The sequence below is a fragment of the Spiroplasma endosymbiont of Tipula paludosa genome (assembly GCF_964264785.1).
Taxonomy (GTDB): domain Bacteria; phylum Bacillota_I; class Bacilli_A; order Mycoplasmatales; family Nriv7; genus Nriv7.
The window spans coordinates 619,039-645,664 of the sequence record NZ_OZ183484.1 but is presented as its reverse complement, the minus strand read 5'-3'; the positions used below and the strand labels follow the sequence as shown (position 1 = coordinate 645,664).

The following is a 26,626-nucleotide window of genomic DNA, read 5'->3' as shown; positions in this document are numbered from 1 at the left end:
TTGTTCGCAGTATTGCTATTACTAGTAATGATGATGTTTATTTTGGAACAAAGAATAACACTTATATTTTAAAAGCAAACGAAGCAACAGTAAATAAATTCTCTTCTCTTACTGATCTTTTTTCAATTTGTAATATACCACAGATGTTTAGTACAATCAAGAAAAATATTAAAAAAGGAGAAATTAATTTATTAATTCTTGTAATTTTTGAAATGGTGATTTATTTTGTAATGCTGAATGACAGCGTTGGAAGTTGTAATAGTAATAATATTGATTTAAGAAATGTTGTAGTTCGTTTTGATTTAGTTTTTTATCCTTAACATAAAATAATTTAGTATAATGTTGATGAAACCGCTCAATTTTACCGTTACTTTGTGGCGAACGAATTGGAGTGGTTTCATGGATAACCCCATTCCTTGAAAGAAAGGCCGTAAAAGGTCTTTCTTTTACTTTAGACTTGGTACATAACCTTTAATTTTATCTACTATTTTGATAATATTATTTACTAGGTGAAGTACAAATGTTAGATAAATACAAAGACGAAAATGAATTTTATAGTCTAATAGGCATAAAATATAAAACTTTCATGAAAATGGTAGAAATTTTAAAAGAAGCTAAAGCTAAACAAAAACAAATTGGTGGTAGACCAAATAAATTATCAATAGAGCAAAGATTACTTATGACTTTAGAATACTGAAAAGAATATAGTACATATCGTATTATTGCAAAAAAATATAATATTAGTCATGTTAGTTGTATTCGTAATATCTTTTGAGTTGAAAATACTCTAATAAAAAATAGTCACTTTCATATACCTGGCAAAAAGATATTATTGGAACATAAAGTTACTAAGAATAATTTATTAGCAATTGATGCTACAGAAATTCCAATTGAAAGAATTAAAAAAAACTAAAATTATTATTTTCTGGTAAGAAAAGGCAACATTCATTAAAATCGCAAATAATTATTGATTTATTTAACAATAAAATTATTTCAGTAGATTTTTGTTATGGCAGTATTCATGATTATAAGTTATTTTTAAAATCAAATACACTTATAAATCCAAAATTAGAATTAATTGCCGATTCAGGCTATCAAGGTTTGCAAAATGTTCATAAAAATACATTATTGCCAATTAAAAAGAGTAAAAATAATCCCTTAAATCCAGATAAAAAGGAATATAATAGCTTTTTAAGTAAAGTTAGAATTGCCATTGAACATGTTTTTGCTAGATTAAAAAGATTTAAAATACTAGTTTATCGTTATCGCAATAAGATTAGAAGATTTGGATTACGATTTAACTTAATTTCAGGAATATATAATTTTGAATTAAGCTAGTTATAGTTATGTACCAAGTCTTATATTCTTTTCAGTATTCTAAAGTCATAAGTAATCTTTGCTCTATTGATAATTTATTTGGTCTACCACCAATTTGTTTTTGTTTGCCAAATTGTAAAGTTAAGTGCAACTAAATTATTTTTCTAACCAAATATTCGATTGGCGAAAGATAATTTAGTATTTTTCTTGGTCTTTGGTTTAAAGACAATATAAATTTATGAACTGCATTTTTAGTAGTGTTTGAAAAATTAAATTTTTTAGGAAATTTTTCTCTAATTAAACCATTAGTATTTTCATTAGTACCTCTTTGTCAAGGTGAATATGCATCAGCAAAATAAATTTTCACATTTAAATTTTTTTCAAGTTGTTGTCAATTAGCAAATTCTTTACCCCTATCAAATGTTATAGTCTTAACAAGATTATTTGGAAGAATTGATAAATAATGACTAATATTTTTGTTAATAACTTTAGTAGTTCTATTTTCAACTAATATTGCTAAAGTAAATCTTGATGTTCTTTCAACTAAAGTTATTAAACATGATTTACTTTTACCTCGTGATGATACTACAGTATCACCTTCTCAATGGCCAAGAGTTATGCGATTATTAACATTTCGTTCTTTAATGGATTTACCATTAAATTTACCCCGATTTTCTTGAGATTTTCGTTTCTTACCTTTTCTTCTTAAATTTTTATTAGTAACTTTTTCAAGTAATCCAGAATAAATTCAATTGTAAATTGTTTTAAAACTAATAATTCATTCTTGATGAAAATTTTTAATTCTGCCATAAATTTGTTCAGGCGATCAACCTAATAATAATTTTTGTTGTACATATTTTACTAATTCTCTATTTTTAAATTTATGAAAATAAACATGTAATTGTTTTCTATTTTCTGCTTTATTTTGTGCAATTAATGAAAAATAATGATTATTATCTTTATTTCTATTAACTTCTCGATTAATAGTACTAATACTTCGATTAAGATTTTTAGCTATTTCACTAATTTTTACTTTAAATTTCAATTGATTCTCAATATAAATTCTTTCATCTATGCCAAGATGTTTGTATCCCATATAAAAACTCCTTAAATTTACTTTTTCTAAAATAAACTTAGCATCATGAAATTTTTATATGAAATCTTTTGCAATTTTATTTACTTGCACTTACAAGTATAATTCAGCATTTTCTGCTTTATTTTGTGCAATTAATGAAAAATAATGATTATTATCTTTATTTCTATTAACTTCTCGATTAATAGTACTAATACTTCGATTAAGATTTTTAGCTATTTCACTAATTTTTACTTTAAATTTCAATTGATTCTCAATATAAATTCTTTCATCTATGCCAAGATGTTTGTATCCCATATAAAAACTCCTTAAATTTACTTTTTCTAAAATAAACTTAGCATCATGAAATTTTTATATGAAATCTTTTGCAATTTTATTTACTTGCACTTACAAGTATAATTCAGCAATCACAAATAATTATTGATTTATTTAACAATAAAATTATTTCAGTAGATTTTTGTTATGGCAGTATTCATGATTATAAGTTATTTTTAAAATCAAATACACTTATAAATCCAAAATTAGAATTAATTGCCGATTCAGGCTATCAAGGTTTGCAAAATGTTCATAAAAATACATTATTGCCAATTAAAAAGAGTAAAAATAATCCCTTAAATCCAGATAAAAAGGAATATAATAGCTTTTTAAGTAAAGTTAGAATTGCCATTGAACATGTTTTTGCTAGATTAAAAAGATTTAAAATACTAGTTTATCGTTATCGCAATAAGATTAGAAGATTTGGATTACGATTTAACTTAATTTCAGGAATATATAATTTTGAATTAAGCTAGTTATAGTTATGTACCAAGTCTATTAGAGAATTACAAAAACATTATATGAATATTAATTATGACAAAATAATTGTTTGTGGCGATGGTGATGCTTGAATTAGAGAAATTGCCAATAGTTTTGGTAATGTTAGATATATTTTAGACGGTTATCACGCTATTAAAAAATTAAAACAAACAGCATTTAATATTATTTTTGAAAATCGTAAAGTAACACTAAATAGTTGAATTAAATTATATAAGGATGGAAATCATCAAGAATTAGTAAAAAGTATTCGGAATGTTGCTAAAAATGAATTAAATAAAGATATTAAAACAAATTTAAGGAGGGCGAGTAATTATTTTAAAAATAATAAGCATGGTATTCATCATCAAAATTTAGAATGAAATATCGGTTGTAGCATTGAAAGTGACGTATCGCATTTAGTAAAACAACAATTAGGATATGGGGCAAAAATATATAATCATAAGAATTTAAATAACCTATTACATTTAAGAATGGCAAATTTAAACAAATTAAATGTATTATATTATATTAGACTTGGTACATAACCTTTAATTTTATCTACTATTTTGATAATTATTTTTTAGATGAAATACAAATGTTAGATAAATACAAAGATAAAAATGAATTTTATAGTTTAGTCGGCATAAAATGTTATAGTTATGTACCAAGTCTATTATATTAATGAAAATATTAATTCAGAAATAGAAATCAGAAAAGAAATATATAAAAATTCATTATGAAATAAATATAATAATAAAAATGATGATAGTTGAATTAATTATAAAGGTAATGTTGTAACAAATAAATATAATAGATTTAAGTAAGTAAAAATATAAAATTAATATATATTAGTGAAAATTTAATAATATTAGCTGAATTATACTTGTAAGTGCAAGTAAATAAAATTGCAAAAGATTTCATATAAAAATTTCATGATGCTAAGTTTATTTTAGAAAAAGTAAATTTAAGGAGTTTTTATATGGGATACAAACATCTTGGCATAGATGAAAGAATTTATATTGAGAATCAATTGAAATTTAAAGTAAAAATTAGTGAAATAGCTAAAAATCTTAATCGAAGTATTAGTACTATTAATCGAGAAGTTAATAGAAATAAAGATAATAATCATTATTTTTCATTAATTGCACAAAATAAAGCAGAAAATAGAAAACAATTACATGTTTATTTTCATAAATTTAAAAATAGAGAATTAGTAAAATATGTACAACAAAAATTATTATTAGGTTGATCGCCTGAACAAATTTATGGCAGAATTAAAAATTTTCATCAAGAATGAATTATTAGTTTTAAAACAATTTACAATTGAATTTATTCTGGATTACTTGAAAAGGTTACTAGTAAAAATTTAAGAAGAAAAGGTAAGAAACGAAAATCTCAAGAAAATCGGGGTAAATTTAATGGTAAATCCATTAAAGAACGAAATGTTAATAATCGCATAACTCTTGGCCATTGAGAAGGTGATACTGTAGTATCATCACGAGGTAAAAGTAAATCATGTTTAATAACTTTAGTTGAAAGAACATCAAGATTTACTTTAGCAATATTAGTTGAAAATAGAACTACTAAAGTTATTAACAAAAATATTAGTCATTATTTATCAATTCTTCCAAATAATCTTGTTAAGACTATAACATTTGATAGGGGTAAAGAATTTGCTAATTGACAACAACTTGAAAAAAATTTAAATGTGAAAATTTATTTTGCTGATGCATATTCACCTTGACAAAGAGGTACTAATGAAAATACTAATGGTTTAATTAGAGAAAAATTTCCTAAAAAATTTAATTTTTCAAACACTACTAAAAATGCAGTTCATAAATTTATATTGTCTTTAAACCAAAGACCAAGAAAAATACTAAATTATCTTTCGCCAATCGAATATTTGGTTAGAAAAATAATTTAGTTGCACTTAACTTTACAATTTGGCATTTAATTTTTATTGTGTAAAAATTCAATAATATGATAAAATGGTAATGAATAAAAATGACAATAACAAGAAAGGCGAGGTTAGTTTAGTAATTAAATAATGTAATTAGCTGATTGTTTTACTTCTTCAAAGCAATACCTAAGAAAACTAAACGCGACCTTTATTTTGTTATTATTTGCATTAAATTGATAAAAAATATAAAATTAAAAAGTAAATGTTGAATAAAATTAAAAACTATTAATAATTTTTGAAAGGAGAAAATGATATTGATTAAAAAAAATTCTAACCATTGAAAAAATATTAATAAGATTACTAAAAAAGTAACTATTGCTAGTAAAAATAAATTGTGATTAGGATTAATTTTAACTTTTACAGTTATTGCGATAATTATTCCAGGTGTATATTTATTAACATTAGATATGGTTAGTGTTTTTACCAATGCTATTAGTTTAGAAGATACTAATAATAAAAAAATTCCCGATATTAGTCCTAAAATTCTTAATCCTGATGATGGTGAAGGGTTAACTGTTAAACCAATTCCTGATGATGATTCAGCACCGGGGATTGTTAATGATAGGTTACTTTTAGATGGTGCTAAAATTAACGTTAAAAACTATGATAAGTTTAAAAGTTTACGGCTTATTGAATTAGAGAATTTAGTATTAGAATATTTTAAAAATTATGTTCAAAATAATAAATTTTTACAGACAAATAATAAAACTTATAAAAAATTTGATTATCGTTATAAATATCTTACTGCTGAAAATAGTAAAGAAATTGATAATAGTTTTATTCAAGATGATGTGAAAATAAAAAAAGTGTTAGTTAAAGATATTGAAAGATATGAGATTAATCGGCCTGATATTTATGAAGTTGTTAATGCTAATATTTTTTCACTATCGTTTAATTTAAAAATTATTAATACAAATGTGTTTTATAAAAATTATTTTGACTTTTATTCATTTCAAGGGTCTAGAGAGCAAATTTCTCAAAATAATATAACTAATGCTACTACTGGTTATTTAACTAGTGAACGGGTATTGTTTACTGATAAAGTATTAGGAAAAGAAATTTATCGCGAAGTAAATGATTCATTAAGAGATTTTATTTTTGCAAATCCAATTGAGTTTGATAATGATATTAAGATTAAACCAATAATTACTACACAATGTCTTAATGAGTGTGCTAGTATTAATGATTGAGATACTTTTAGAGAAAAGTTATATGATGCATCACAAGTTCTTATTGAAGAAAATAAAATTTATTATTCTGATTTAGTAATTTATATTTATTTTATTAGTACTAATATTAAACTTGATAAGTTATATGAATCCTATGAGCAATTGCCAATTCAGCCTTTTATTGTAACTAATCATTATACTAATAAAGTTGCTAGTCAGAAATTATTAATTAGTTCAACGAATCGATTGAAACAGAAGCGCAACAAAACTATTGCTGAATATATTGCTTTTGCTATTTCATTTCCAAAACTTGTTTTAGAGAAAATTCAAGATTGAGAATTTTTAAATGATAATTGAAAAGATAGAGTAAAAAAAGGAATTTATAATTATCTTTATAATTATCTTGTAACTAATAAAAAATTTAATATTATTGATGATGTTAGTTTACCAATATTATCGGAAAATCATTATCTTAATTTATTAAATTTAAAAAGGAAGTTAAACATTATTGAAATTAAGCAGATTAATTTTAATGCCTACAAATATACTGTGAATATTATTGGGTTTAATGATGAAGAAATTATTTTAATGGGAATTAGTTTTTTTGCTTAGAGAAATTATTGTTAGTGTTGTTGCTAAAAATATTGTGTTATTAAATAATGAAAGAATGGTTAAAAATGTTAAATAGAAATGATTTAAATGAAAGTAATGATATTTATGAATTAGGTAAAAAACGATTAGATCAAAGTAATAATCGCATTATTACTTTAAAGCAAGATATTAATGCCACAAGAATTTACTATGGTTCATTTTTAGAAATAATGGCACGATTAATATTAATTTTAAGTCAGGTTTTATTTATTGTTACTATTTTTTTAAATGCTATTAATTATGCGAAATGATTTTTAGATTTTAATAGTGAAGTCACAATAACAGTTAGAATGATTATTATTTCCATAATATTTATTTTTTCAACGATTATGGCGTTATTATCGTCATTATTTTTTATTATTCCATTATTAGTGTGCAAAACTATTGCTAGTATTAAAAGTTGGTCAATTGTGTTTATTTTAACTGGTATTATTATTTTTTGTCTTATTTTTGCATTTAGTATTTATTTAAGAATTTATAATATCGGACTAAATAATAGTATTATTTTAAGTATTGTGGGGTTTATTTTATTAATAAGCGGAGCGCTATTGTTATTAAGGAAAATGAAAAATCTGTCGCGTGATTTAGAAAAAGCAATTATTGAAAGTTATTTTCTTTAAATATTATTTTGAACATTAAATTTAAAATGTTATAAAAGATGATGAAAAGTGGTGATATAAGTGAGTTTTAAATTAATAAAAAAACCAACATTAAAAGTTTGATGAAATACTAAAAGAGAAATAACATTGCGGTTATTAATAATTATTAATGTTGTTTTATTTTTATGCTTAAGTTATTTCATTGGTTTTGGTTGAGGACAAAATTTGCAAATTGATAAATTTATTATTGGTTTAATAGCGGATAGAAATTTTTTTAAAAATTCATATTATTTAGGACTAAGTAGTTGTGGTTTGACAGCAGTTTTAACATTAATTACGCTTATTGTAATGTTAAAAGTTAAAGAAGAAAATTTTTTGAAAATATGAGTCATCATAATTGCTGTTTTATGAATAATTTATTTTTTAATAGTTTTTACGATTAGTTTATTAAATAATTATTGACCACAATGATTATTAACTAGTTTTATTATTTTTAATTTAAATTTTCTTATTTTAGAAGTTAGTACCATTTGTTTATTTAAGGAAATAAAATATCAAAAAATTTTAAAGTTATCTTTTGAATATAAAAATGATAATAAAATAAAATTGGAGTAAAATAATGACAAAAAAAGTTAAAAAATCACAAAAGAAAAAAATAACGATTAGTAATAATTTTTATTTAAAATTATCAATTTCTTTTTCAATTTTAATTATTATTAGTAGTATTGGTTTTACTATTTTTAAAGCTTATGATTGGGTATTTGAATATAATCCCTATAATAAAGATTGTATTAATTTTTCAAAAGAAATTGACAATATTTTCTTATTTGGTAAAGAACATAAATTTTTTGTTGCTGAAAAATCTAATGAACAAAATTTTTTAACAAAAGATTTAGCAAATTCAATTGTTAAAGAATTTAATGAACGATCACTAGTTAATAGTTTATCTTCATTTAATTATAGTTTAAGAAAGGAATTCTTAGATAAATTAAATATTAAAAAAGATGGTTTAAAGTTTTTTTATGAGGCAAAGGAAATTAAGTATCTGAAATTTTTGCCAGTTAGACATAATATGAATAGTTATGGTGTTGTTAATCTTAGTCATAATAACTATTGGTATAATTTAAAAATTAATTATTTATATCAAATAGTTATATATACTGATGAACATCCAAAACCGATAATTTTAAATAAAAGATCTTTATTTACTTATGAGATAAATAATATTGATGTAAAAACATTAATCCAAAAATATGTTAAAAATTTCCCTAGTTTTTTTAATTTAAATAATTTTATAAATAATCATTTTCTTGAAATTTGTAATTATGATGTTAATTATATTTATCAAGATTTTCAAAATCAACTTGAATTTAAGGTATACTATAATACACAATATATTAGTAGTTTAAAGCAGTTAGATAATTTTAGCTTTAATAAACAAAATTTATTGTATATTAAACTAAGAAACTTACAAATTAATTTATCAAAAACAAATATTAATTTTAATATTAAGGAATTACCTAAATATGAAGGAAGAAAACAAATTGATAATAACCCTAGTTTACCACCAAGTTTTTTAGGAACAATCCTATTAACTGTTAATGATCAGCAATTAGAAGTAAAATTGAAGTTTCAACCACAAGAAATTATTATTTTTGAATCTGAGACTGACAATGTTGCGAATTTAAAAATGAATAAAGGAGAAGTTAAATAATGGTGTCAAAAGAAAAAAAAATATTTAGTTTTAGTGAACAATTCCCAGAATTTGATAAACTAGAACAAGAATATAATGCTTCAGCGCCATCTGAGAAATTAAATGAATTAGATGAACAACGATTTCAATATGTTAATCCGCTACAAAATAGTTTGTCGCAACGAAAAATGTATTGAGATTCGAAATCGGAAAGAGGTGCTCGGATTTTAATTATTTTCGCACAAATTTGTTTAGTAGTTATTTCGTATTTTTTTGGTCGTGATATTCTTGGGCAATCAATTTTATTATTAGCTGATCAATTAAATTTTCAATTTATTACAGATTTAGAAGTATCATTTGATAAAACAATTGGAATAATTTTTTTAACTTTATCGGCATTATATTCATTATTATATTTTATTCCTATGGCCGTTTGTCGGCGTGCGGGCACTATTTTTGGTTGAGCGGTGGCATATATTATTTTTGCTGTTTTTTATTTTTTAATAATGATGGTTTTTATTGTGATGGCTTTAGTAGTTTTTTCTAGTTTTAAATTTGTCGCGATTAATTTAGCAATTTATTTAACAATGATTTTTATTTTAGTAGTAATATGAATTGTTGGTGCTGCGGTGTTAATTGTCAAAGCTGATGATATTAAACAACAAATAAGTGTTGAATAAAAAGGAGAAGAAAAATAATGGCAAATACAGAACTTAGGCAACGAATTTTAAAGTTAATGCAACAAGCATCAGTTGGTATTTTTGAGAAAGAAAATGTTTTTAAATTGGCAACATTGGCAATGTTAACTGGTGAATCAATTTTTCTTTTGGGAAAACCAGGCGTAGCTAAGTCGTTAGTTTCACGACGAATGAAATATTTATTTTGCCAAGCCAATGTTTTTGAGAATTTAATGAATCGTTTTTCAACGCCAGAAGAAATTTTTGGACCAATTTCAATAACTGATTTACAAAATGGTATTTATCGGCGGTTAACAACAAATTATTTGCCAAGTGCGGATATTGTATTTTTGGATGAAATTTGAAAAGCTGGCCCTTCAATTCAAAATACATTGTTAACGATTATTAATGAAAAAATATTTCGTAATGCGGGGAAGGACTATAAGGTACCATTAAAATTATTAATATCAGCATCAAATGAATTGCCAGAAGTTAATCAAGGATTAGAAGCATTATTTGATCGCTTTATTATTCGTTATGTGGTTCACGGTATTGCTAATGAAGAAAATTTTAATGCTATGATTGAATCAGCAACTAAATTAGATGTTATTGTTGATGAACAATTACAAATTACTAATAGTGAGTATAATACTTGGTTACAAGAAATTGCTAAAGTAAAATTATCAGATTTATCATTAAAGTTTATTTCTCGGTTCCGGAAAAAATTATATTTAGTAACTGCAGGTAAAGTATATATTTCTGATCGTCGTTGAAATAAGATTGCTTTTTTGATGAAAGCATCAGCTTTTTTTAATGCTCGTCTTGAAACTGATAAACCAGATTGAATTATTATTGTTCATTGTATTTGAGATACAGTAGAACAACAAAAAGAATATGCTAGTTTATTTTATGAGGTTTATACTAATGCATTAACATATGAGTTAAAAGAAAAACAAGAACAACTAGAAAATCGATTAGATAAATTAAATGAACAATTAAATAAAGTTCAATTAGAAAATATTAAGTTTTCAGTATATACTAATCCTTTTAAAGGTCAATTAGTTGGTAATTATCATCGCTTATTAGTAACAAATAAAGATTTGCCGATTTGTTTTCTTTCATTAACTGATTATCAAAAAATTAGAAAAAATTTTGATGGTTTTGAAATTGTTAAATTATCTTTTGGGAAAACCTTAAATCAATTAAATCGTCATATTAAAGTTAATTTATCTTATCATACCGATAATAAGTTAATTGATAGCAAAAAAAATGTTTATCCGATTGAAATTGAAGATTTAGAATCAACTTTAAATCAAGTTACAAAAATAACAAAAGAGGTTGATAAAACGGAAAAAGAAATTAAAAATTTAACAAAAGATTTTAAAAATGAAAAAGACCGTTTATGTTCTTTATCAGCAATATTTTTTGATGAACAGTATAAAATGATTCTAGATGTTGCTTTTAATGATTTAGAAACTATTGATGAAGAAAAATTTGATATTTTACAAATTGATTCATAAGAAAAAGAGTTGTTACAAATGATAAAGTTTTTAGAAAATGCTATTGATTTAGAATTAAAAAAGCAAATTTTACGATTAAAAGAAGTTGATAAAAATATAACATCATTTCAAACTTTTAAAACTAATTTTAAATGATTGGCAACAGCATTTGATGATGAGATTAATCATTTTTATGCGAGTCAAATTGAATCAAAAATTATTTCTCAATCATTATCGGTTAACATTAAACAAGAAATTTATTTATATTATTGAATTCGTGAAAATGGCATTAAAGGTTTAAAAGATAATTATGAAAAAGTATATTTTACTTTAGAAAAAGTGTTATCACCATTTGTAATGAAAATGAATTACTATCATTATCTTTTGAATGATAAAACGAAAGATTTACAACTTATTTTTCAAAATTTTATTAATAATTGAGAACAATTATTAATAAAGCGAGTTATTGATTTTAAATTAGCATCAATTAATGAATTAAGAAAAAAATATTTACGCGAAGTATATGACCGCATTGAAGTTGTTAAAAAATTTCGTCGTTTATATGGATTTATTTGAAATTTTTTTGGTCGTTTTTGAGATGGTAATGTTAAAGAACTTGAAAAGTTAGATTTAACACAATTACAAAAATTGGCAAATTTTTTGCAGTCTGATCCGGCAATTATGACAATTGCTAAATTATTAGGACGATTAAAAGGGCAATCTGATAAATTAGAAGCGGTAATTACTGAAAAGATTAATATTGAATATGAAATTCGTCCTGCTAGTAAATGACCAGAAGAAATTATTGGGGTTACCGAAAGTGCTGATTTAGAACATTTATTACCAATGGAACTAGTTCACTTAAATATTCCTAATTTACAACCAATTTTTTATAAAAAATTTGTTGAAAAAAAATTATCAACATTTGAATTTATTTCTAATGATGTAGTTACTATTGAAACAATAACAAAAGTAAAAAGTAATCATCCACTTCCAGAAACTGATGGACCATTTATTTTGTGTATTGATACTTCAGCTTCAATGCGTGGTGAACCGGAATATATTGCTAAGGCATTAAGTTTAGCAATTGTTAAACTTGCTTTAAAACAAAGGCGAGATTGTTATATGATTAATTTTTCTGATTCGTTAGAAGTATTTGATTTAACGACAGTTAAATCATCATTAAAAACTTTAGTTAAATTTTTATCACATTCATTTCATAGTAGTACGAATATAACTCTTGCTATTGTTCAAACTATTAATGTGATGAATCATAAAAAATATCAAAATGCTGATGTATTAATTATTAGTGATTTTTTAACAATTGATTTATCATCAAAACTAGTTAATCAAATTCAAGAACTTCATAATAATCATAATCGTTTTCATTCAATAACTATTGGTAATAATGGAAATGAACAAATAACAAGATTTTTTGATAATAATTGAATATATGACCCGCAAAATCCTTTTACTAAAAATGATATTATTGCGGATTTAGAAATTAAAACTAGGAGTAAAAGTAGTGAATAAAAAATATTTAAGATCTAATCTTTTAGAAAAAAGAGGAATTAATTAATGTGAATAAAATTTAAGGCAATACTTTTTAAAAAATCATTTAGTTTAACTTTTTGTGGGTGCATATTATTATTATTTTCGTTACCATTGTGTGTTTTGATTGTTGATAATTCTAATAGTAACCAATTATTAAAAATTAATCTTGCATATATTTTAAGTCTTTCGCCATTAACTTCATCATCAAATGTAGCGTTAATAACTTTTTTGTTATGAGGATTTTTATTTTCTTTAGCAATTATTCCTTTTGTTTATTAGACTTGGTACATAACTATAACATTTTATGCCGACTAAACTATAAAATTCATTTTTATCTTTGTATTTATCTAACATTTGTATTTCATCTAAAAAATAATTATCAAAATAGTAGATAAAATTAAAGGTTATGTACCAAGTCTATTGAATGAAAAATGATCATCACTATTGACGATTAGCATCATTGATATTACTAATTTGTGTCAGTTTAATAATTTGTGTTATTACGATTATTAGCGTTATTAATGGGGGATTAAAAATTATGAATGTTTGAATGGTTTTTATTGGTTTTATTCCTTTTGTAATTGGCATTACTTATGAATGTTATGAGTGATTGTTAGAATTTTTGCAAAATAAACAACAACATTTAAATCGCTGAATTATACTTGTAAGTGCAAGTAAATAAAATTGCAAAAGATTTCATATAAAAATTTCATGATGCTAAGTTTATTTTAGAAAAAGTAAATTTAAGGAGTTTTTATATGGGATACAAACATCTTGGCATAGATGAAAGAATTTATATTGAGAATCAATTGAAATTTAAAGTAAAAATTAGTGAAATAGCTAAAAATCTTAATCGAAGTATTAGTACTATTAATCGAGAAGTTAATAGAAATAAAGATAATAATCATTATTTTTCATTAATTGCACAAAATAAAGCAGAAAATAGAAAACAATTACATGTTTATTTTCATAAATTTAAAAATAGAGAATTAGTAAAATATGTACAACAAAAATTATTATTAGGTTGATCGCCTGAACAAATTTATGGCAGAATTAAAAATTTTCATCAAGAATGAATTATTAGTTTTAAAACAATTTACAATTGAATTTATTCTGGATTACTTGAAAAGGTTACTAGTAAAAATTTAAGAAGAAAAGGTAAGAAACGAAAATCTCAAGAAAATCGGGGTAAATTTAATGGTAAATCCATTAAAGAACGAAATGTTAATAATCGCATAACTCTTGGCCATTGAGAAGGTGATACTGTAGTATCATCACGAGGTAAAAGTAAATCATGTTTAATAACTTTAGTTGAAAGAACATCAAGATTTACTTTAGCAATATTAGTTGAAAATAGAACTACTAAAGTTATTAACAAAAATATTAGTCATTATTTATCAATTCTTCCAAATAATCTTGTTAAGACTATAACATTTGATAGGGGTAAAGAATTTGCTAATTGACAACAACTTGAAAAAAATTTAAATGTGAAAATTTATTTTGCTGATGCATATTCACCTTGACAAAGAGGTACTAATGAAAATACTAATGGTTTAATTAGAGAAAAATTTCCTAAAAAATTTAATTTTTCAAACACTACTAAAAATGCAGTTCATAAATTTATATTGTCTTTAAACCAAAGACCAAGAAAAATACTAAATTATCTTTCGCCAATCGAATATTTGGTTAGAAAAATAATTTAGTTGCACTTAACTTTACAATTTGGCAATCAAATTAAATATGCTTTAAATAAAGAAAATTCTATTAATCAAGAAGAACAATTATTAATTGCAGTTGATAAATTAAAAATTCGTTTACAAAAATTAAAAAAAGCATTGGACTGTGCTCATATAAATGGTAATATCATTTCGCAAAATTTAGAATTGAAGCAAATTAAAAGTTCTTCTTATAATAAAAAATATTATGAAGATAAAGTTAAGGAATAAAATTTAGTGTAGGATATATATTAAGGGGCGCATAAAGTTTTGTTAGGTGGGTAAAGATTTGAATAATTTTGAAAGAAAAGCAACTAAAAATTTATTACCTTTTTACTTGAAAAATAATTAATAAAACAAAATATTTAATATTAACAAACATATTCTTAATAAAAGGTTATAAAAACTAAGTAAAATGCTTATAAAAACAACATTAAAATAATTTTTTACAACAAAAATCATACATAAGAAATATATACTTAATTTGCATATTGAAATAATTTATAGTAAATGACTATTTTTTCTTTTTTAAAAAATACCTAAGAAAACTAAACGCGACCTATATTAAGAATTAGTTAATATCAATGGATTTTTTATGTTATAATTATAGTCCATATTTAAAGAAACTATCTTTTAGGAGGAATTAATAACTAGTGGAAATTGATGATTGGCTTGTTTTTAATATGAGTTGACAAATTACATTATCTTGGTTAGCACCAACAATATTTATTTTATTATTTTTAAGTGCTTTTTTTTCAGCAATGGAAACAGCATTAACCTCAATTAATATTATTAGGATTAAAAATTTAGCAAAAACTAATAAAAGACAGGCAAAAAAAGCTAAAAGAGTATATCTTTTAGTTAAAGATTATAGTATTACGATTACAACGCTGTTAATCGCTAATAATTTAGTTAACATTGCTTTAGCGACATTTGTTACTTTCTTTTTTGATAATCAATTGGGTTTACCAACATATTGATCATTAATAATATCAACAATGTTTTCTTTAGTGATTGTATTGCTATTTGGAGAAATTATTCCTAAAAATATTGCGCGATGAATTCCTGAAAGGTTAGCTATTAGTTGTTCATGAGTGATTGTTGTGGTGTGGTTAATTTTTTACCCATTAGCTTATATGTTTTCAAAAATTAAATTAAAATCAGAGCATCCTTCAACAACAGAAAGAGAGTTATTAGAGCTTGTAAAAACTATTGAAAATGAAGGTGTTTTGGAAAAACAAGAGCGTCATTTAATTACTTCAGCAATTATGTTTGATGAAAAAACTGTTAAAGTGGCAATGCAGCCAAGAGATAAAGTAATAACAATTAATTACAATAGTTCTATTAGTGATATTAAGACTTTATATCGGCAAAAGAGGTTTACTAGAGTACCTGTAATAAATTCTAATACTAAAGTTGTTAAGGGAATTCTTAATGTTAAAGATATTATTATTAATACTCTTGATGATGAATCATTAACGATACCAGCGCTTTTGCAAAAACCGTTATTTTTGTCTAAAAATACCAAATTAAGTGTTGCCTTAGAAAAAATGCAAAAGAGTAAGATGCATTTAGCAATTGTAACAAGTAGTAAAACTAAAAAAGATTTTATTGGTATTATTACAATGGAGGATTTAATTGAAGAATTAGTTGGCGAAATTTATGATGAGCATGATGCAACAGGAAAAATTTATGAAATTGGACATCATAAATTTCAAGTAGTAGGAACAATTAAGTTAAAAAAGTTATTTCAAACTTTAAATGAATCAGTACCGGTAACAAATGCTAAGTCATTAAATGAATGATATCGTGAAATTAGCGGTGAAGCAAAAATTACTAAGAAAAGTCCAGAATTTCAATATAATAACTATATTTTCCGAATTATTAAAGTAAGAAATTCTTATGCTTCGTTTGAAATTGAAGTATTAACAAATAATAAAACTGAAAATTGAGAATAGTTAATTGGTTGCCTGTTATTATTAAGTAATAGGCGATTTTCTTGGGGAATGTAATATACCACAGACTTATGACAAACACAAGAGGGTATTTTAAAAAAGGGATGAAAAATTATAAAATAATGCAGAAAATTTTTAAAAATAGTTTATAATCAAATTCCAAGGTAAAGAAATTACAGATTAATTTTTGGAGAAAGGAAAAGGTGTTATAAATTTTATTAATTAGTAAAAATTCATGAAAGGGATTTAATTAATATGAAAAAATTACTAGGATTCTTAGGAACCATAACAATAGCGGGAAGCGGAATGTCAGGCATTGTTGGAAACGCTCCAGCTCCAAATGCAACAAAAGATGAAATTAATTATTCACGCTGAATTATACTTGTAAGTGCAAGTAAATAAAATTGCAAAAGATTTCATATAAAAATTTCATGATGCTAAGTTTATTTTAGAAAAAGTAAATTTAAGGAGTTTTTATATGGGATACAAACATCTTGGCATAGATGAAAGAATTTATATTGAGAATCAATTGAAATTTAAAGTAAAAATTAGTGAAATAGCTAAAAATCTTAATCGAAGTATTAGTACTATTAATCGAGAAGTTAATAGAAATAAAGATAATAATCATTATTTTTCATTAATTGCACAAAATAAAGCAGAAAATAGAAAACAATTACATGTTTATTTTCATAAATTTAAAAATAGAGAATTAGTAAAATATGTACAACAAAAATTATTATTAGGTTGATCGCCTGAACAAATTTATGGCAGAATTAAAAATTTTCATCAAGAATGAATTATTAGTTTTAAAACAATTTACAATTGAATTTATTCTGGATTACTTGAAAAGGTTACTAGTAAAAATTTAAGAAGAAAAGGTAAGAAACGAAAATCTCAAGAAAATCGGGGTAAATTTAATGGTAAATCCATTAAAGAACGAAATGTTAATAATCGCATAACTCTTGGCCATTGAGAAGGTGATACTGTAGTATCATCACGAGGTAAAAGTAAATCATGTTTAATAACTTTAGTTGAAAGAACATCAAGATTTACTTTAGCAATATTAGTTGAAAATAGAACTACTAAAGTTATTAACAAAAATATTAGTCATTATTTATCAATTCTTCCAAATAATCTTGTTAAGACTATAACATTTGATAGGGGTAAAGAATTTGCTAATTGACAACAACTTGAAAAAAATTTAAATGTGAAAATTTATTTTGCTGATGCATATTCACCTTGACAAAGAGGTACTAATGAAAATACTAATGGTTTAATTAGAGAAAAATTTCCTAAAAAATTTAATTTTTCAAACACTACTAAAAATGCAGTTCATAAATTTATATTGTCTTTAAACCAAAGACCAAGAAAAATACTAAATTATCTTTCGCCAATCGAATATTTGGTTAGAAAAATAATTTAGTTGCACTTAACTTTACAATTTGGCTCACAAACAAATAATTTAAAAACTTTAAATCGAACAAAAAGAGATTTCTTTGGTGATGCTTGAAATAAATTAAAAACAACTGCAGAAAAAGTTGGTAACACAGTGGCTGACGTTGCTAATGCTGTTGCTGATGTAGCAGTTAAAGGCGGTAACGCTGTTGCTAATGTGGCCATTGTTGGTTGAGACAATTCGTTAGGTCATAAAGTTTCTAAATCTATTAATCACGAAGGTGGAACATTTACTGCAGAGTGAAGACCAATACAAATATTATATTGACAATTAAAAATGGATGATGCTGCTTGTAAGTTGGTTTTAAATAATTTATCATCTTCTGGAGAATTTGCAGCAAAAACCTCTTTAATGGCAATAGTGGGTGGGTTGTTTGCTGCCGGAGGAGTTCCTGGCGTAGTGGGGACCGCTGCTGCCGCAACAGTTGCTGTAAATTTTTGAGCAATTAAATCTATTATTGAAAATAACAATAATGGAAATGGTGTATGAATTGGATTTTGATTTAATCAACCAGGTCTTGGGTTCGGCTCTTTATAAGTTTTTGAAATGGAGTTTTGGTATTTAAAGATGAATGAGGGCGTTCAAAATTATAAAAGTAATAATATTTGTTTAAATAATGTTGAAGTTCATTTTGGTTTAGTTTTTTATTCTTAACATTGGCATAAAATAATTTGCTATAATGTTGATGGAATCGCTCAATCTTACCATTTGATTGTGGCGAACGAATCGGCGTTGTTTCGTGAACAATTCCGTTTTTCGAAAGAAAGGTTGTAAAAGGCCTTTCTTTTACTTTATATGCTTTTTTATTACTTCAATTAGTAGTAGTAAATTCAGGAGCATTATCAGTGCGAAGGCGTTTAATGGTTATGCCAAGTTCGCTAAAATCTTTCATTGCTCTTTGTACGGCATTAAGAGCATTGTTAGTTCCTAAACTATCATAAACATAACCAAATACTATGCGTGTCATTTCGTCAATGAAATCATAAATATAATATTTTTTATCAACCGGAAAATTTGATGTGGTAAAGATTTTAGCATCCATTTGTAAAAGACCAATCTCGGAGACTTCATAACGCTTAAAATGGCGTTTTGTTTGTTTGATTTGCTGTTTTAATTCTTTTCAACGAGGGTCGGATTTAATTCAACGATAAAAAGTTTTGATATTTTTCGGAACTTCTGAATTTTTAACATCATGAAAACCGATTTTTAAATTGTTAAATAAAAACCACATTCCGCCAGCTTGAAGATTTTTGTAATCAAAATATAAATCACATACTTTTTCACGAGAATTTAAACTATATTGATAATTAAGATTTTGTGGTTTTGTAGTTTTAAACAATAATAAATCTAAATTGTCAGAATAATAAGCGGTCATAATTTTTTCTGCTCAACGATAAAAGGTTTTCGTTGCATTCTTAAAATATTTTTTAATAAGTTTTGTTAAAGTAGTTTCTTCAATAGACTTGGTACATAACTATAACTAGCTTAATTCAAAATTATATATTCCTGAAATTAAGTTAAATCGTAATCCAAATCTTCTAATCTTATTGCGATAACGATAAACTAGTATTTTAAATCTTTTTAATCTAGCAAAAACATGTTCAATGGCAATTCTAACTTTACTTAAAAAGCTATTATATTCCTTTTTATCTGGATTTAAGGGATTATTTTTACTCTTTTTAATTGGCAATAATGTATTTTTATGAACATTTTGCAAACCTTGATAGCCTGAATCGGCAATTAATTCTAATTTTGGATTTATAAGTGTATTTGATTTTAAAAATAACTTATAATCATGAATACTGCCATAACAAAAATCTACTGAAATAATTTTATTGTTAAATAAATCAATAATTATTTGTGATTTTAATGAATGTTGCCTTTTCTTACCAGAAAATAATAATTTTAGTTTTTTTTAATTCTTTCAATTGGAATTTCTGTAGCATCAATTGCTAATAAATTATTATTAGTAACTTTATGTTCCAATAATATCTTTTTGCCAGGTATATGAAAGTGACTATTTTTTATTAGAGTATTTTCAACTCAAAAGATATTACGAATACAACTAACATGACTAATATTATATTTTTTTGCAATAATACGATATGTACTATATTCTTTTCAGTATTCTAAAGTCATAAGTAATCTTTGCTCTATTGATAATTTATTTGGTCTACCACCAATTTGTTTTTGTTTAGCTTTAGCTTCTTTTAAAATTTCTACCATTTTCATGAAAGTTTTATATTTTATGCCTATTAGACTATAAAATTCATTTTCGTCTTTGTATTTATCTAACATTTGTACTTCACCTAGTAAATAATATTATCAAAATAGTAGATAAAATTAAAGGTTATGTACCAAGTCTAATATAGAAATAAGTACATAAATTTAAATAGGCGGTAATGCGTTTTTTAGTTTTATAGTAGTAAGGATTATGGCAATTGACGCTTAATCAACTTTGTGCTTTTGCTTTTAAATCTGCTAAATCAGCTTGGGAAATAATATATTTCATTTTTAAACTCCTAAAATTAAGAAAATCGCATTACAAAAAATACGATTTTCAAGAATGGTTATTAAATTAATGAGGCATTTCCGCTGAGAATGAAGTTATATAATGTTTAAAATCGTGTAGTTTATTCACTAATCCAATTGTAATTTTTACATTGACAATTTCTGATATAGTATAAACATCTGTTTTAAATCCACTACCAGGAGTATTAAAAGATTGTAATGTTCCATTTTTTTTATAAAAATTAAACGCAGAAATTCAGTTTTTATAACCAAACAAACGAAATTGATTGGGATATTCAAGCTCAACATCATTAGGCCAGGTAAAACCGCTTTCACTTATATCTAATCAATAATCACCGTGATGAATTAATTTAGTGTTTTTTAAACTAGTAAATTGCAGTTTTTTTTCAAAAACACTAGAACTACATCCAAAAATAAACATTAAACAAACTGAATTTAAAGTTGATAAAAATTTTAACATAACAAAAAATTCTCCTTTCAAAGAAATTACATTATATAATAATTTAGAGATATTTAAGAAAACTTTTTTAATATCATTAATAAGATTGCTAATGGCACTACAAATTCAAATAACATCTGAAATGCCGGAATAACTTCAAATACCGGAAAGGCGGTTTTGGTAAAATTAATCGTTGTTTTGGCAATATCCGCAAGAGGACGAATTAAAAGATTAATCCCAGAAAGACCAAGTAATCAATTCAACATACTAACAGAAGCGTGCTGAATACCACATGATATTGCACTAAATAAACCCCAATAAGAACAATTGGGTGTCGGAATTAAGTCATCCATATTACCACTTATTCCACCACCAATAAAAGCTGTTGAATTCAAAATGTTAAAATCGTATAAAGAATAATGATATTCAGTACTTTCACCTTTCTTTTTATATAGTGGAAAGGTCAGTGTAAAAATATTAATCCCATACATGACATCAACTTTGGCATTGTAAAAATGCAGTTTATTACTAGTGACATTCCATAATTGGTTATCATATGCTTTTAAAACATTAAAATCAATTTGATAAGAACTTTTACCAGTATTAAAACCATTGGCAATTTGTTTATCTTTAACAAAGAAATAGGAACGAAAAATCATATTCTTACTATTTTCGATTGTTGAACCAAAGTTAATTAAATATTTTTTGGGATAAAAAGTAATTAAGGAACGATAGAAAAATCCCATTTGTAAAACATTTTTAGGGATTTGTTGCATCCCTTTGTAATCTAATTCTACATAAGTAGAGGCATCCATATCAAAACTGGCATAAAAGAATTGTACAAAAAACTCACCTAAAACTTTATAAATTTTATCAAATAAGCCATTAATAAAATCAATAGTTAAATCTTTTTGATAATGAAGCATAAAATCTTTAAAATCTAATTTTAATTTGTCATCATAGCGTAAAAAATGGAAAGTATTACCATAATAATTAACTTGTCCAAAAAAAGTGTTGATAAAGTCTTTTCCAAAACTTGTTCGCGAACCAGATTTTCAAAGCGATTTACCATTTTCTAAAAACTCATTATTACCCACAATGCTACCATGCTCAGTTTTTATAGTAATAACATCACCAAAACTTGAAAAGGAAAGTTCTCTAAAAATAACTTTTTCAATAAAACCGGGTGGATATGAATTTTCGCGACTTAAACTAAATTTACTATTTTGTTTAAAACCATTTAATTTAATTGAAATTTCACTCATATAGTTAAAATTATCGTCAAAGAAATTAAAAATGGGTACTCAATATAAATAACTATAATTAAATTTATCAAAATCTCGGCGTTGTATCATTAAATAATCAAGTTTATCTTGAAACTGGTTATACTGATATTCACCATCATGTTTAGTTATTTCGGTAGGTAATTGTTGCTCGTTTTCTTTTTCTGGTAAAGAGGGCATTTCCGCTGAGAATGAAGTTATATAATGTTTAAAATCGTGTAGTTTATCCACTAATCCAATTGTAATTTTTACATTGACAATTTCTGATATAGTATAAATATCTGTTTTAAATCCACTACCAGAAGTATTAAAAGATTGTAATGTTCCATTTTTTTCATAAAAATTAAACGCAGAAATTCAGTTTTTATAACCAAACAAACGAAATTGATTGGGATATTCAAGCTCAACATCATTAGGTCAGGTAAAACCGCTTTCACTTATATCTAATCAATAATCACCGTGATGAATTAATTTAGTGTTTTTTAAACTAGCAAACTTTAATTCACAGCTATTACCACATTGGCTAGGATTTGTAGCTCGTTTTTGTCGTTTCATAAAGGATTGTTGCATATTAGGTTTTGGTGGTTGTTTTATATCAAAGAAGGCACCTAGAGGGACTAAACCAATAAAAGCAATAACTAACCACGACATAAATTTATACATATTTATTTATCCTTTCTTTTGTGTTTAACTTCTTAAAATAAAGTATATTGTTGATAAAATGCAAATCGTTCCTAAAATTTGGAAAATTGGATGTTGAGAAAACAACCTTATCATTGGTTTAAACAAATCTAAAATTTTAATATTACTTGATAGAACTTTATTAAAATATTCTAAACCCTCACGCACATAAGCTCATAAACTTAAAAAGTCATTTAAAGCAAAAATAGAAAAAACAGCAATAAGAATAAATAATATTATCAATTTAAACATTTTCTAAAACCTACCTTTTTATTCGCCGTCCGTGTTGGTTAACTCACGGTCTATTTTTAGAACTATTACCACTAAATTTCTTAATTTGACCACTAGATGATTGTTTCTTAGTTCCTCAATTAGCAACTGATTTTCGATATTTTTTACGAAAACCAACTTTTGGTCGTTCAATATGAATACCTAAAATGCCACCAATTACAAGATTTATCACAAGCATAATTAGCGGAAAAATAATAATGCGAATATCTGTTCCGGGAATGGTTAAAGTTCAAATTAAATCAAAAACTTTATAAAACATATCGCCAATCAAGCTGGCCATTTTTTCTAAGTTTTCCATTTTTTAAACTCCTTTACTTGTTTTTCTTCTTCAGATTATTTTTTAACTTAAGACTTGGTACATAACCTTTAATTTTATCTACTATTTTGATAATTATTTTTTAGATGAAATACAAATGTTAGATAAATACAAAGATAAAAATGAATTTTATAGTTTAGTCGGCATAAAATGTTATAGTTATGTACCAAGTCTTTAGTAAGTATCTTGCTGAATTTTTCCATTTTTAAATATTCTAATGCTTCAATATCCATTACATTATCATTTCAAAATTTATGTTGATAATTATCATTTAAAGCACGATTACTTAATTCACGCAAGAATGATAAATATTTATTATCGTAAAGGTTTAAGATTGACATCGGGATTTTCAATTTAAAGAAATAAATATCTAATTCCGGAATGCTACGATACTTGATTTTGCGACCTTTTTTATCATTTTTAGCATTAATTAAAGTTAATCGTCATTGCTCGTATTCGCTTACCGATTTAAAAGTGCCATAAATAACTTGTAAATAAGGACGAGAAATACTAACTGGTTTTTTTCTAATGCCAACAATTATTGAATTCGCAATATCACGAACTTTAACTCATATATGTTCGGCTCGTTGTCCACTTGCTAATACGATATGGGTAAATTGGCGAGCTGAAGCAAAATATTCTTGGGCGCATAAAGTTTTGTTAGGTGGGTAAAGATTTGAATAATTTTGAAAGAAAAGCAACTAAAAATTTATTACCTTTTTACTTGAAAAATAATTAATAAAACAAAATATTTAATATTAACAAACATATTCTTAATAAAAAGGTTATAAAAACTAAGTAAAATGCTTATAAAAACAACATTAAAATAATTTTTTACAACAAAAATCATACATAAGAAATATATACTTAATTTGCATATTGAAATAATTTATAGTAAATGACTATTTTTTCTTTTTTAAAAAATACCTAAGAAAACTAAACGCGACCAATATTCTTGTAAACCTTGAGTTACCCTATCATTTTCTTTATAATCAGTTCCTTCTAAAAATAAGTTAGTTTCATCTCATAACAATAAATGCTTTTCGTCTAAAATTGGATAATTATAATAGACTTGGTACATAACTATAACATTTTATGCCGACTAAACTATAAAATTCATTTTTATCTTTGTATTTATCTAACATTTGTATTTCATCTAAAAAATAATTATCAAAATAGTAGATAAAATTAAAGGTTATGTACCAAGTCTAATCTAACAAAGACATATGTCCTAACGAAAGCATTTGTTTATCAGTAATCGGAAAAGTAGAAACCGTTTTTCAACCGCTTAATAAGTAAGAAGCTAAAACCATTAAAGCTGTTTTTCCAGTCCCTAAGGCACCAATTACTAAATTTAAGGGTGAATTTAATAAGAAATTAATAAAACTACGACGAGCAAAGAAATGAGAAATTTTAGTATATAGAATAGACTTGGTACATAACCTTTAATTTTATCTACTATTTTGATAATATTATTTACTAGGTGAAGTACAAATGTTAGATAAATACAAAGACGAAAATGAATTTTATAGTCTAATAGGCATAAAATATAAAACTTTCATGAAAATGGTAGAAATTTTAAAAGAAGCTAAAGCTAAACAAAAACAAATTGGTGGTAGACCAAATAAATTATCAATAGAGCAAAGATTACTTATGACTTTAGAATACTGAAAAGAATATAGTACATATCGTATTATTGCAAAAAAATATAATATTAGTCATGTTAGTTGTATTCGTAATATCTTTTGAGTTGAAAATACTCTAATAAAAAATAGTCACTTTCATATACCTGGCAAAAAGATATTATTGGAACATAAAGTTACTAATAATAATTTATTAGCAATTGATGCTACAGAAATTCCAATTGAAAGAATTAAAAAAAACTAAAATTATTATTTTCTGGTAAGAAAAGGCAACATTCATTAAAATCACAAATAATTATTGATTTATTTAACAATAAAATTATTTCAGTAGATTTTTGTTATGGCAGTATTCATGATTATAAGTTATTTTTAAAATCAAATACACTTATAAATCCAAAATTAGAATTAATTGCCGATTCAGGCTATCAAGGTTTGCAAAATGTTCATAAAAATACATTATTGCCAATTAAAAAGAGTAAAAATAATCCCTTAAATCCAGATAAAAAGGAATATAATAGCTTTTTAAGTAAAGTTAGAATTGCCATTGAACATGTTTTTGCTAGATTAAAAAGATTTAAAATACTAGTTTATCGTTATCGCAATAAGATTAGAAGATTTGGATTACGATTTAACTTAATTTCAGGAATATATAATTTTGAATTAAGCTAGTTATAGTTATGTACCAAGTCTAATGTAAAAACCCCGGAAAATAAGCATTAGACTTGGTACATAACCTTTAATTTTATCTACTATTTTGATAATTATTTTTTAGATGAAATACAAATGTTAGATAAATACAAAGATAAAAATGAATTTTATAGTTTAGTCGGCATAAAATGTTATAGTTATGTACCAAGTCTAATATACAAAGCAATTAATAAATAAATAATATCAAATAACATTCGTCAACTCTGAGGATTATAATAATGCAAAATCGCACCATAAACTCACGCAATAATAAAGAAAGTGCGATTTAAAGCAACAAAATCATATAATCTTAAATTTGTTTTTTTAAACAATAGCATCACTTAAATCAAACTTTCTTTATTTTTATTACTATCTGCCGGGCATTAATTTTTCAAACATTTTGAAAGCAATTAAAAATAAACCAATAATTACACCAAGCAAGAAAACTCAATATGTAGCAAAAAAATTAACAACATTAGGCATATTACCACCAATAATATCGGTTCAAATGTGACCAAACGCTCCAATTAACGCTTTTCATAAGTTAGTAACCGCTTGCTCGCCAGTAACAGCTACTACCGGTGCTTGTGCTAAGAAAGCTCCAATCATATAATCACCCCC

At 24.5% G+C, this 26,626-nt stretch carries 35 protein-coding genes; 21 read left to right on the top strand and 14 right to left on the bottom strand.

Translation table 4 applies throughout. The annotated features are described in order from the left end of the window. Positions 1–183: 183 nt before the first annotated feature. Positions 184–360: an integrase core domain-containing protein gene (locus ACFEL5_RS03775; RefSeq protein ID WP_375315765.1), complete on the bottom strand. Its 177-nt coding sequence runs from the start codon at positions 358–360 to the stop codon at positions 184–186. A 160-nt stretch (positions 361–520) separates the two neighbouring features. Here ACFEL5_RS03775 and ACFEL5_RS03770 point away from each other — a divergent pair, with 160 nt between their 5' ends. Together ACFEL5_RS03770 and ACFEL5_RS03765 are read left to right on the top strand one after the other, a co-directional pair. Next, the gene (locus tag ACFEL5_RS03770) at positions 521–913 is read left to right on the top strand and encodes a transposase family protein (protein WP_375315730.1); all 393 of its coding nucleotides are present in this window, start codon (positions 521–523) and stop codon (positions 911–913) included. Between the two features lie 2 nt (positions 914–915). After that, on the top strand, positions 916–1,338 hold the full coding sequence (locus ACFEL5_RS03765; RefSeq protein WP_342224593.1) for a transposase family protein: 423 nt from the start codon (positions 916–918) through the stop codon (positions 1,336–1,338). On the opposite strand, the gene ACFEL5_RS03760 is transcribed toward ACFEL5_RS03765, so the two are convergent. From ACFEL5_RS03760 to ACFEL5_RS03750, 3 genes are all read right to left on the bottom strand, one after another. Then, positions 1,298–1,468: a hypothetical protein gene (locus tag ACFEL5_RS03760; protein WP_375315729.1), complete on the bottom strand. Its 171-nt coding sequence runs from the start codon at positions 1,466–1,468 to the stop codon at positions 1,298–1,300. The two genes, ACFEL5_RS03765 and ACFEL5_RS03760, sit on opposite strands and share 41 nt — an antisense overlap. Further along, positions 1,469–2,413, bottom strand: coding sequence for an IS30 family transposase (locus tag ACFEL5_RS03755; RefSeq protein ID WP_375315085.1), 945 nt, complete (start codon positions 2,411–2,413; stop codon positions 1,469–1,471). It lies immediately after the preceding gene. 90 nt (positions 2,414–2,503) lie between these two features. Further along, positions 2,504–2,707, bottom strand: coding sequence for a helix-turn-helix domain-containing protein (locus ACFEL5_RS03750; protein ID WP_375315520.1), 204 nt, complete (start codon positions 2,705–2,707; stop codon positions 2,504–2,506). Between the two features lie 68 nt (positions 2,708–2,775). Between ACFEL5_RS03750 and ACFEL5_RS03745 the strand changes: the two genes are divergently transcribed. From ACFEL5_RS03745 to ACFEL5_RS03665, 17 genes are all read left to right on the top strand, one after another. After that, positions 2,776–3,201, top strand: a complete 426-nt coding sequence (locus ACFEL5_RS03745) for a transposase family protein (RefSeq protein WP_375315728.1) — start codon at positions 2,776–2,778, stop codon at positions 3,199–3,201. A 45-nt stretch (positions 3,202–3,246) separates the two neighbouring features. Continuing rightward, positions 3,247–3,750, top strand: coding sequence for a UPF0236 family transposase-like protein (locus ACFEL5_RS03740; protein WP_375315727.1), 504 nt, complete (start codon positions 3,247–3,249; stop codon positions 3,748–3,750). 114 nt (positions 3,751–3,864) lie between these two features. Beyond that, on the top strand, positions 3,865–4,029 hold the full coding sequence (locus tag ACFEL5_RS03735; protein WP_375315726.1) for a hypothetical protein: 165 nt from the start codon (positions 3,865–3,867) through the stop codon (positions 4,027–4,029). A 155-nt stretch (positions 4,030–4,184) separates the two neighbouring features. Then, on the top strand, positions 4,185–5,129 hold the full coding sequence (locus tag ACFEL5_RS03730; RefSeq protein WP_338966716.1) for an IS30 family transposase: 945 nt from the start codon (positions 4,185–4,187) through the stop codon (positions 5,127–5,129). A gap of 290 nt (positions 5,130–5,419) precedes the next feature. After that, positions 5,420–6,946, top strand: a complete 1,527-nt coding sequence (locus tag ACFEL5_RS03725; protein WP_338967186.1) for a hypothetical protein — start codon at positions 5,420–5,422, stop codon at positions 6,944–6,946. A gap of 65 nt (positions 6,947–7,011) precedes the next feature. After that, positions 7,012–7,605, top strand: a complete 594-nt coding sequence (locus tag ACFEL5_RS03720; protein WP_375315725.1) for a hypothetical protein — start codon at positions 7,012–7,014, stop codon at positions 7,603–7,605. 598 nt (positions 7,606–8,203) lie between these two features. Next, complete coding sequence (locus ACFEL5_RS03715; protein WP_342277602.1) at positions 8,204–9,298, top strand: hypothetical protein; 1,095 nt, start codon at positions 8,204–8,206, stop codon at positions 9,296–9,298. Continuing rightward, positions 9,298–9,957 carry a hypothetical protein gene (locus ACFEL5_RS03710; protein ID WP_375315724.1) on the top strand — a complete coding sequence of 220 codons (660 nt, stop codon included), beginning with the start codon at positions 9,298–9,300 and terminating at the stop codon, positions 9,955–9,957. Before ACFEL5_RS03715 ends, ACFEL5_RS03710 begins: the two co-directional genes overlap by 1 nt. 17 nt (positions 9,958–9,974) lie before the next feature. After that, positions 9,975–11,474: an AAA family ATPase gene (locus ACFEL5_RS03705; RefSeq protein ID WP_375315723.1), complete on the top strand. Its 1,500-nt coding sequence runs from the start codon at positions 9,975–9,977 to the stop codon at positions 11,472–11,474. A gap of 18 nt (positions 11,475–11,492) precedes the next feature. Beyond that, on the top strand, positions 11,493–12,986 hold the full coding sequence (locus ACFEL5_RS03700) for a VWA domain-containing protein (RefSeq protein ID WP_338967177.1): 1,494 nt from the start codon (positions 11,493–11,495) through the stop codon (positions 12,984–12,986). 427 nt (positions 12,987–13,413) lie between these two features. Next, the gene (locus ACFEL5_RS03695) at positions 13,414–13,689 is read left to right on the top strand and encodes a hypothetical protein (protein WP_375315722.1); all 276 of its coding nucleotides are present in this window, start codon (positions 13,414–13,416) and stop codon (positions 13,687–13,689) included. A 76-nt stretch (positions 13,690–13,765) separates the two neighbouring features. Further along, entirely contained in the window at positions 13,766–14,710 is a 945-nt protein-coding gene (locus ACFEL5_RS03690) for an IS30 family transposase (RefSeq protein WP_338966716.1), read from the top strand. Further along, positions 14,711–14,953 carry a hypothetical protein gene (locus ACFEL5_RS03685; RefSeq protein ID WP_375315721.1) on the top strand — a complete coding sequence of 81 codons (243 nt, stop codon included), beginning with the start codon at positions 14,711–14,713 and terminating at the stop codon, positions 14,951–14,953. 452 nt (positions 14,954–15,405) lie between these two features. Beyond that, positions 15,406–16,680, top strand: a complete 1,275-nt coding sequence (locus ACFEL5_RS03680) for a hemolysin family protein (protein WP_375315720.1) — start codon at positions 15,406–15,408, stop codon at positions 16,678–16,680. 252 nt (positions 16,681–16,932) lie between these two features. Next, complete coding sequence (locus ACFEL5_RS03675; RefSeq protein ID WP_375315719.1) at positions 16,933–17,079, top strand: hypothetical protein; 147 nt, start codon at positions 16,933–16,935, stop codon at positions 17,077–17,079. A gap of 76 nt (positions 17,080–17,155) precedes the next feature. Next, positions 17,156–18,100, top strand: coding sequence for an IS30 family transposase (locus ACFEL5_RS03670; protein WP_338966716.1), 945 nt, complete (start codon positions 17,156–17,158; stop codon positions 18,098–18,100). Continuing rightward, positions 18,101–18,670 carry a hypothetical protein gene (locus ACFEL5_RS03665; RefSeq protein WP_375315718.1) on the top strand — a complete coding sequence of 190 codons (570 nt, stop codon included), beginning with the start codon at positions 18,101–18,103 and terminating at the stop codon, positions 18,668–18,670. It abuts the gene before it with no gap. Here ACFEL5_RS03665 and ACFEL5_RS03660 read toward each other — a convergent pair. From ACFEL5_RS03660 to ACFEL5_RS03620, 9 genes are all read right to left on the bottom strand, one after another. Continuing rightward, entirely contained in the window at positions 18,636–19,508 is an 873-nt protein-coding gene (locus ACFEL5_RS03660; RefSeq protein ID WP_375315717.1) for an integrase core domain-containing protein, read from the bottom strand. The genes ACFEL5_RS03665 and ACFEL5_RS03660 overlap by 35 nt on opposite strands. 105 nt (positions 19,509–19,613) lie before the next feature. After that, positions 19,614–19,979 carry a transposase family protein gene (locus ACFEL5_RS03655; protein ID WP_342224590.1) on the bottom strand — a complete coding sequence of 122 codons (366 nt, stop codon included), beginning with the start codon at positions 19,977–19,979 and terminating at the stop codon, positions 19,614–19,616. A 59-nt stretch (positions 19,980–20,038) separates the two neighbouring features. After that, the gene (locus tag ACFEL5_RS03650) at positions 20,039–20,431 is read right to left on the bottom strand and encodes a transposase family protein (protein ID WP_375315019.1); all 393 of its coding nucleotides are present in this window, start codon (positions 20,429–20,431) and stop codon (positions 20,039–20,041) included. Positions 20,432–20,483: 52 nt separating this feature from the next. After that, positions 20,484–20,645: a hypothetical protein gene (locus tag ACFEL5_RS03645; protein ID WP_375315716.1), complete on the bottom strand. Its 162-nt coding sequence runs from the start codon at positions 20,643–20,645 to the stop codon at positions 20,484–20,486. 66 nt (positions 20,646–20,711) lie between these two features. After that, positions 20,712–21,125: a hypothetical protein gene (locus ACFEL5_RS03640; protein ID WP_375315715.1), complete on the bottom strand. Its 414-nt coding sequence runs from the start codon at positions 21,123–21,125 to the stop codon at positions 20,712–20,714. Positions 21,126–21,178: 53 nt separating this feature from the next. After that, positions 21,179–23,050 (bottom strand): hypothetical protein, encoded by a 1,872-nt coding sequence (locus tag ACFEL5_RS03635; protein WP_375315714.1) that lies wholly within the window; start codon positions 23,048–23,050, stop codon positions 21,179–21,181. Positions 23,051–23,330: 280 nt separating this feature from the next. Continuing rightward, positions 23,331–23,657 (bottom strand): hypothetical protein, encoded by a 327-nt coding sequence (locus ACFEL5_RS03630; RefSeq protein ID WP_375315713.1) that lies wholly within the window; start codon positions 23,655–23,657, stop codon positions 23,331–23,333. Between the two features lie 74 nt (positions 23,658–23,731). Next, positions 23,732–24,376 (bottom strand): hypothetical protein, encoded by a 645-nt coding sequence (locus ACFEL5_RS03625; protein ID WP_375315712.1) that lies wholly within the window; start codon positions 24,374–24,376, stop codon positions 23,732–23,734. 215 nt (positions 24,377–24,591) lie between these two features. Then, positions 24,592–24,756 carry a hypothetical protein gene (locus ACFEL5_RS03620; protein WP_375315711.1) on the bottom strand — a complete coding sequence of 55 codons (165 nt, stop codon included), beginning with the start codon at positions 24,754–24,756 and terminating at the stop codon, positions 24,592–24,594. A 413-nt stretch (positions 24,757–25,169) separates the two neighbouring features. On the opposite strand from ACFEL5_RS03620, the gene ACFEL5_RS03615 reads away from it, so the two are divergent. After that, complete coding sequence (locus tag ACFEL5_RS03615; RefSeq protein WP_375315019.1) at positions 25,170–25,562, top strand: transposase family protein; 393 nt, start codon at positions 25,170–25,172, stop codon at positions 25,560–25,562. Between the two features lie 2 nt (positions 25,563–25,564). Continuing rightward, entirely contained in the window at positions 25,565–25,987 is a 423-nt protein-coding gene (locus ACFEL5_RS03610; RefSeq protein WP_342224593.1) for a transposase family protein, read from the top strand. Between the two features lie 387 nt (positions 25,988–26,374). Here ACFEL5_RS03610 and ACFEL5_RS03605 read toward each other — a convergent pair whose 3' ends face one another. Beyond that, entirely contained in the window at positions 26,375–26,614 is a 240-nt protein-coding gene (locus ACFEL5_RS03605; protein ID WP_375315710.1) for a hypothetical protein, read from the bottom strand. Positions 26,615–26,626: the final 12 nt, after the last annotated feature.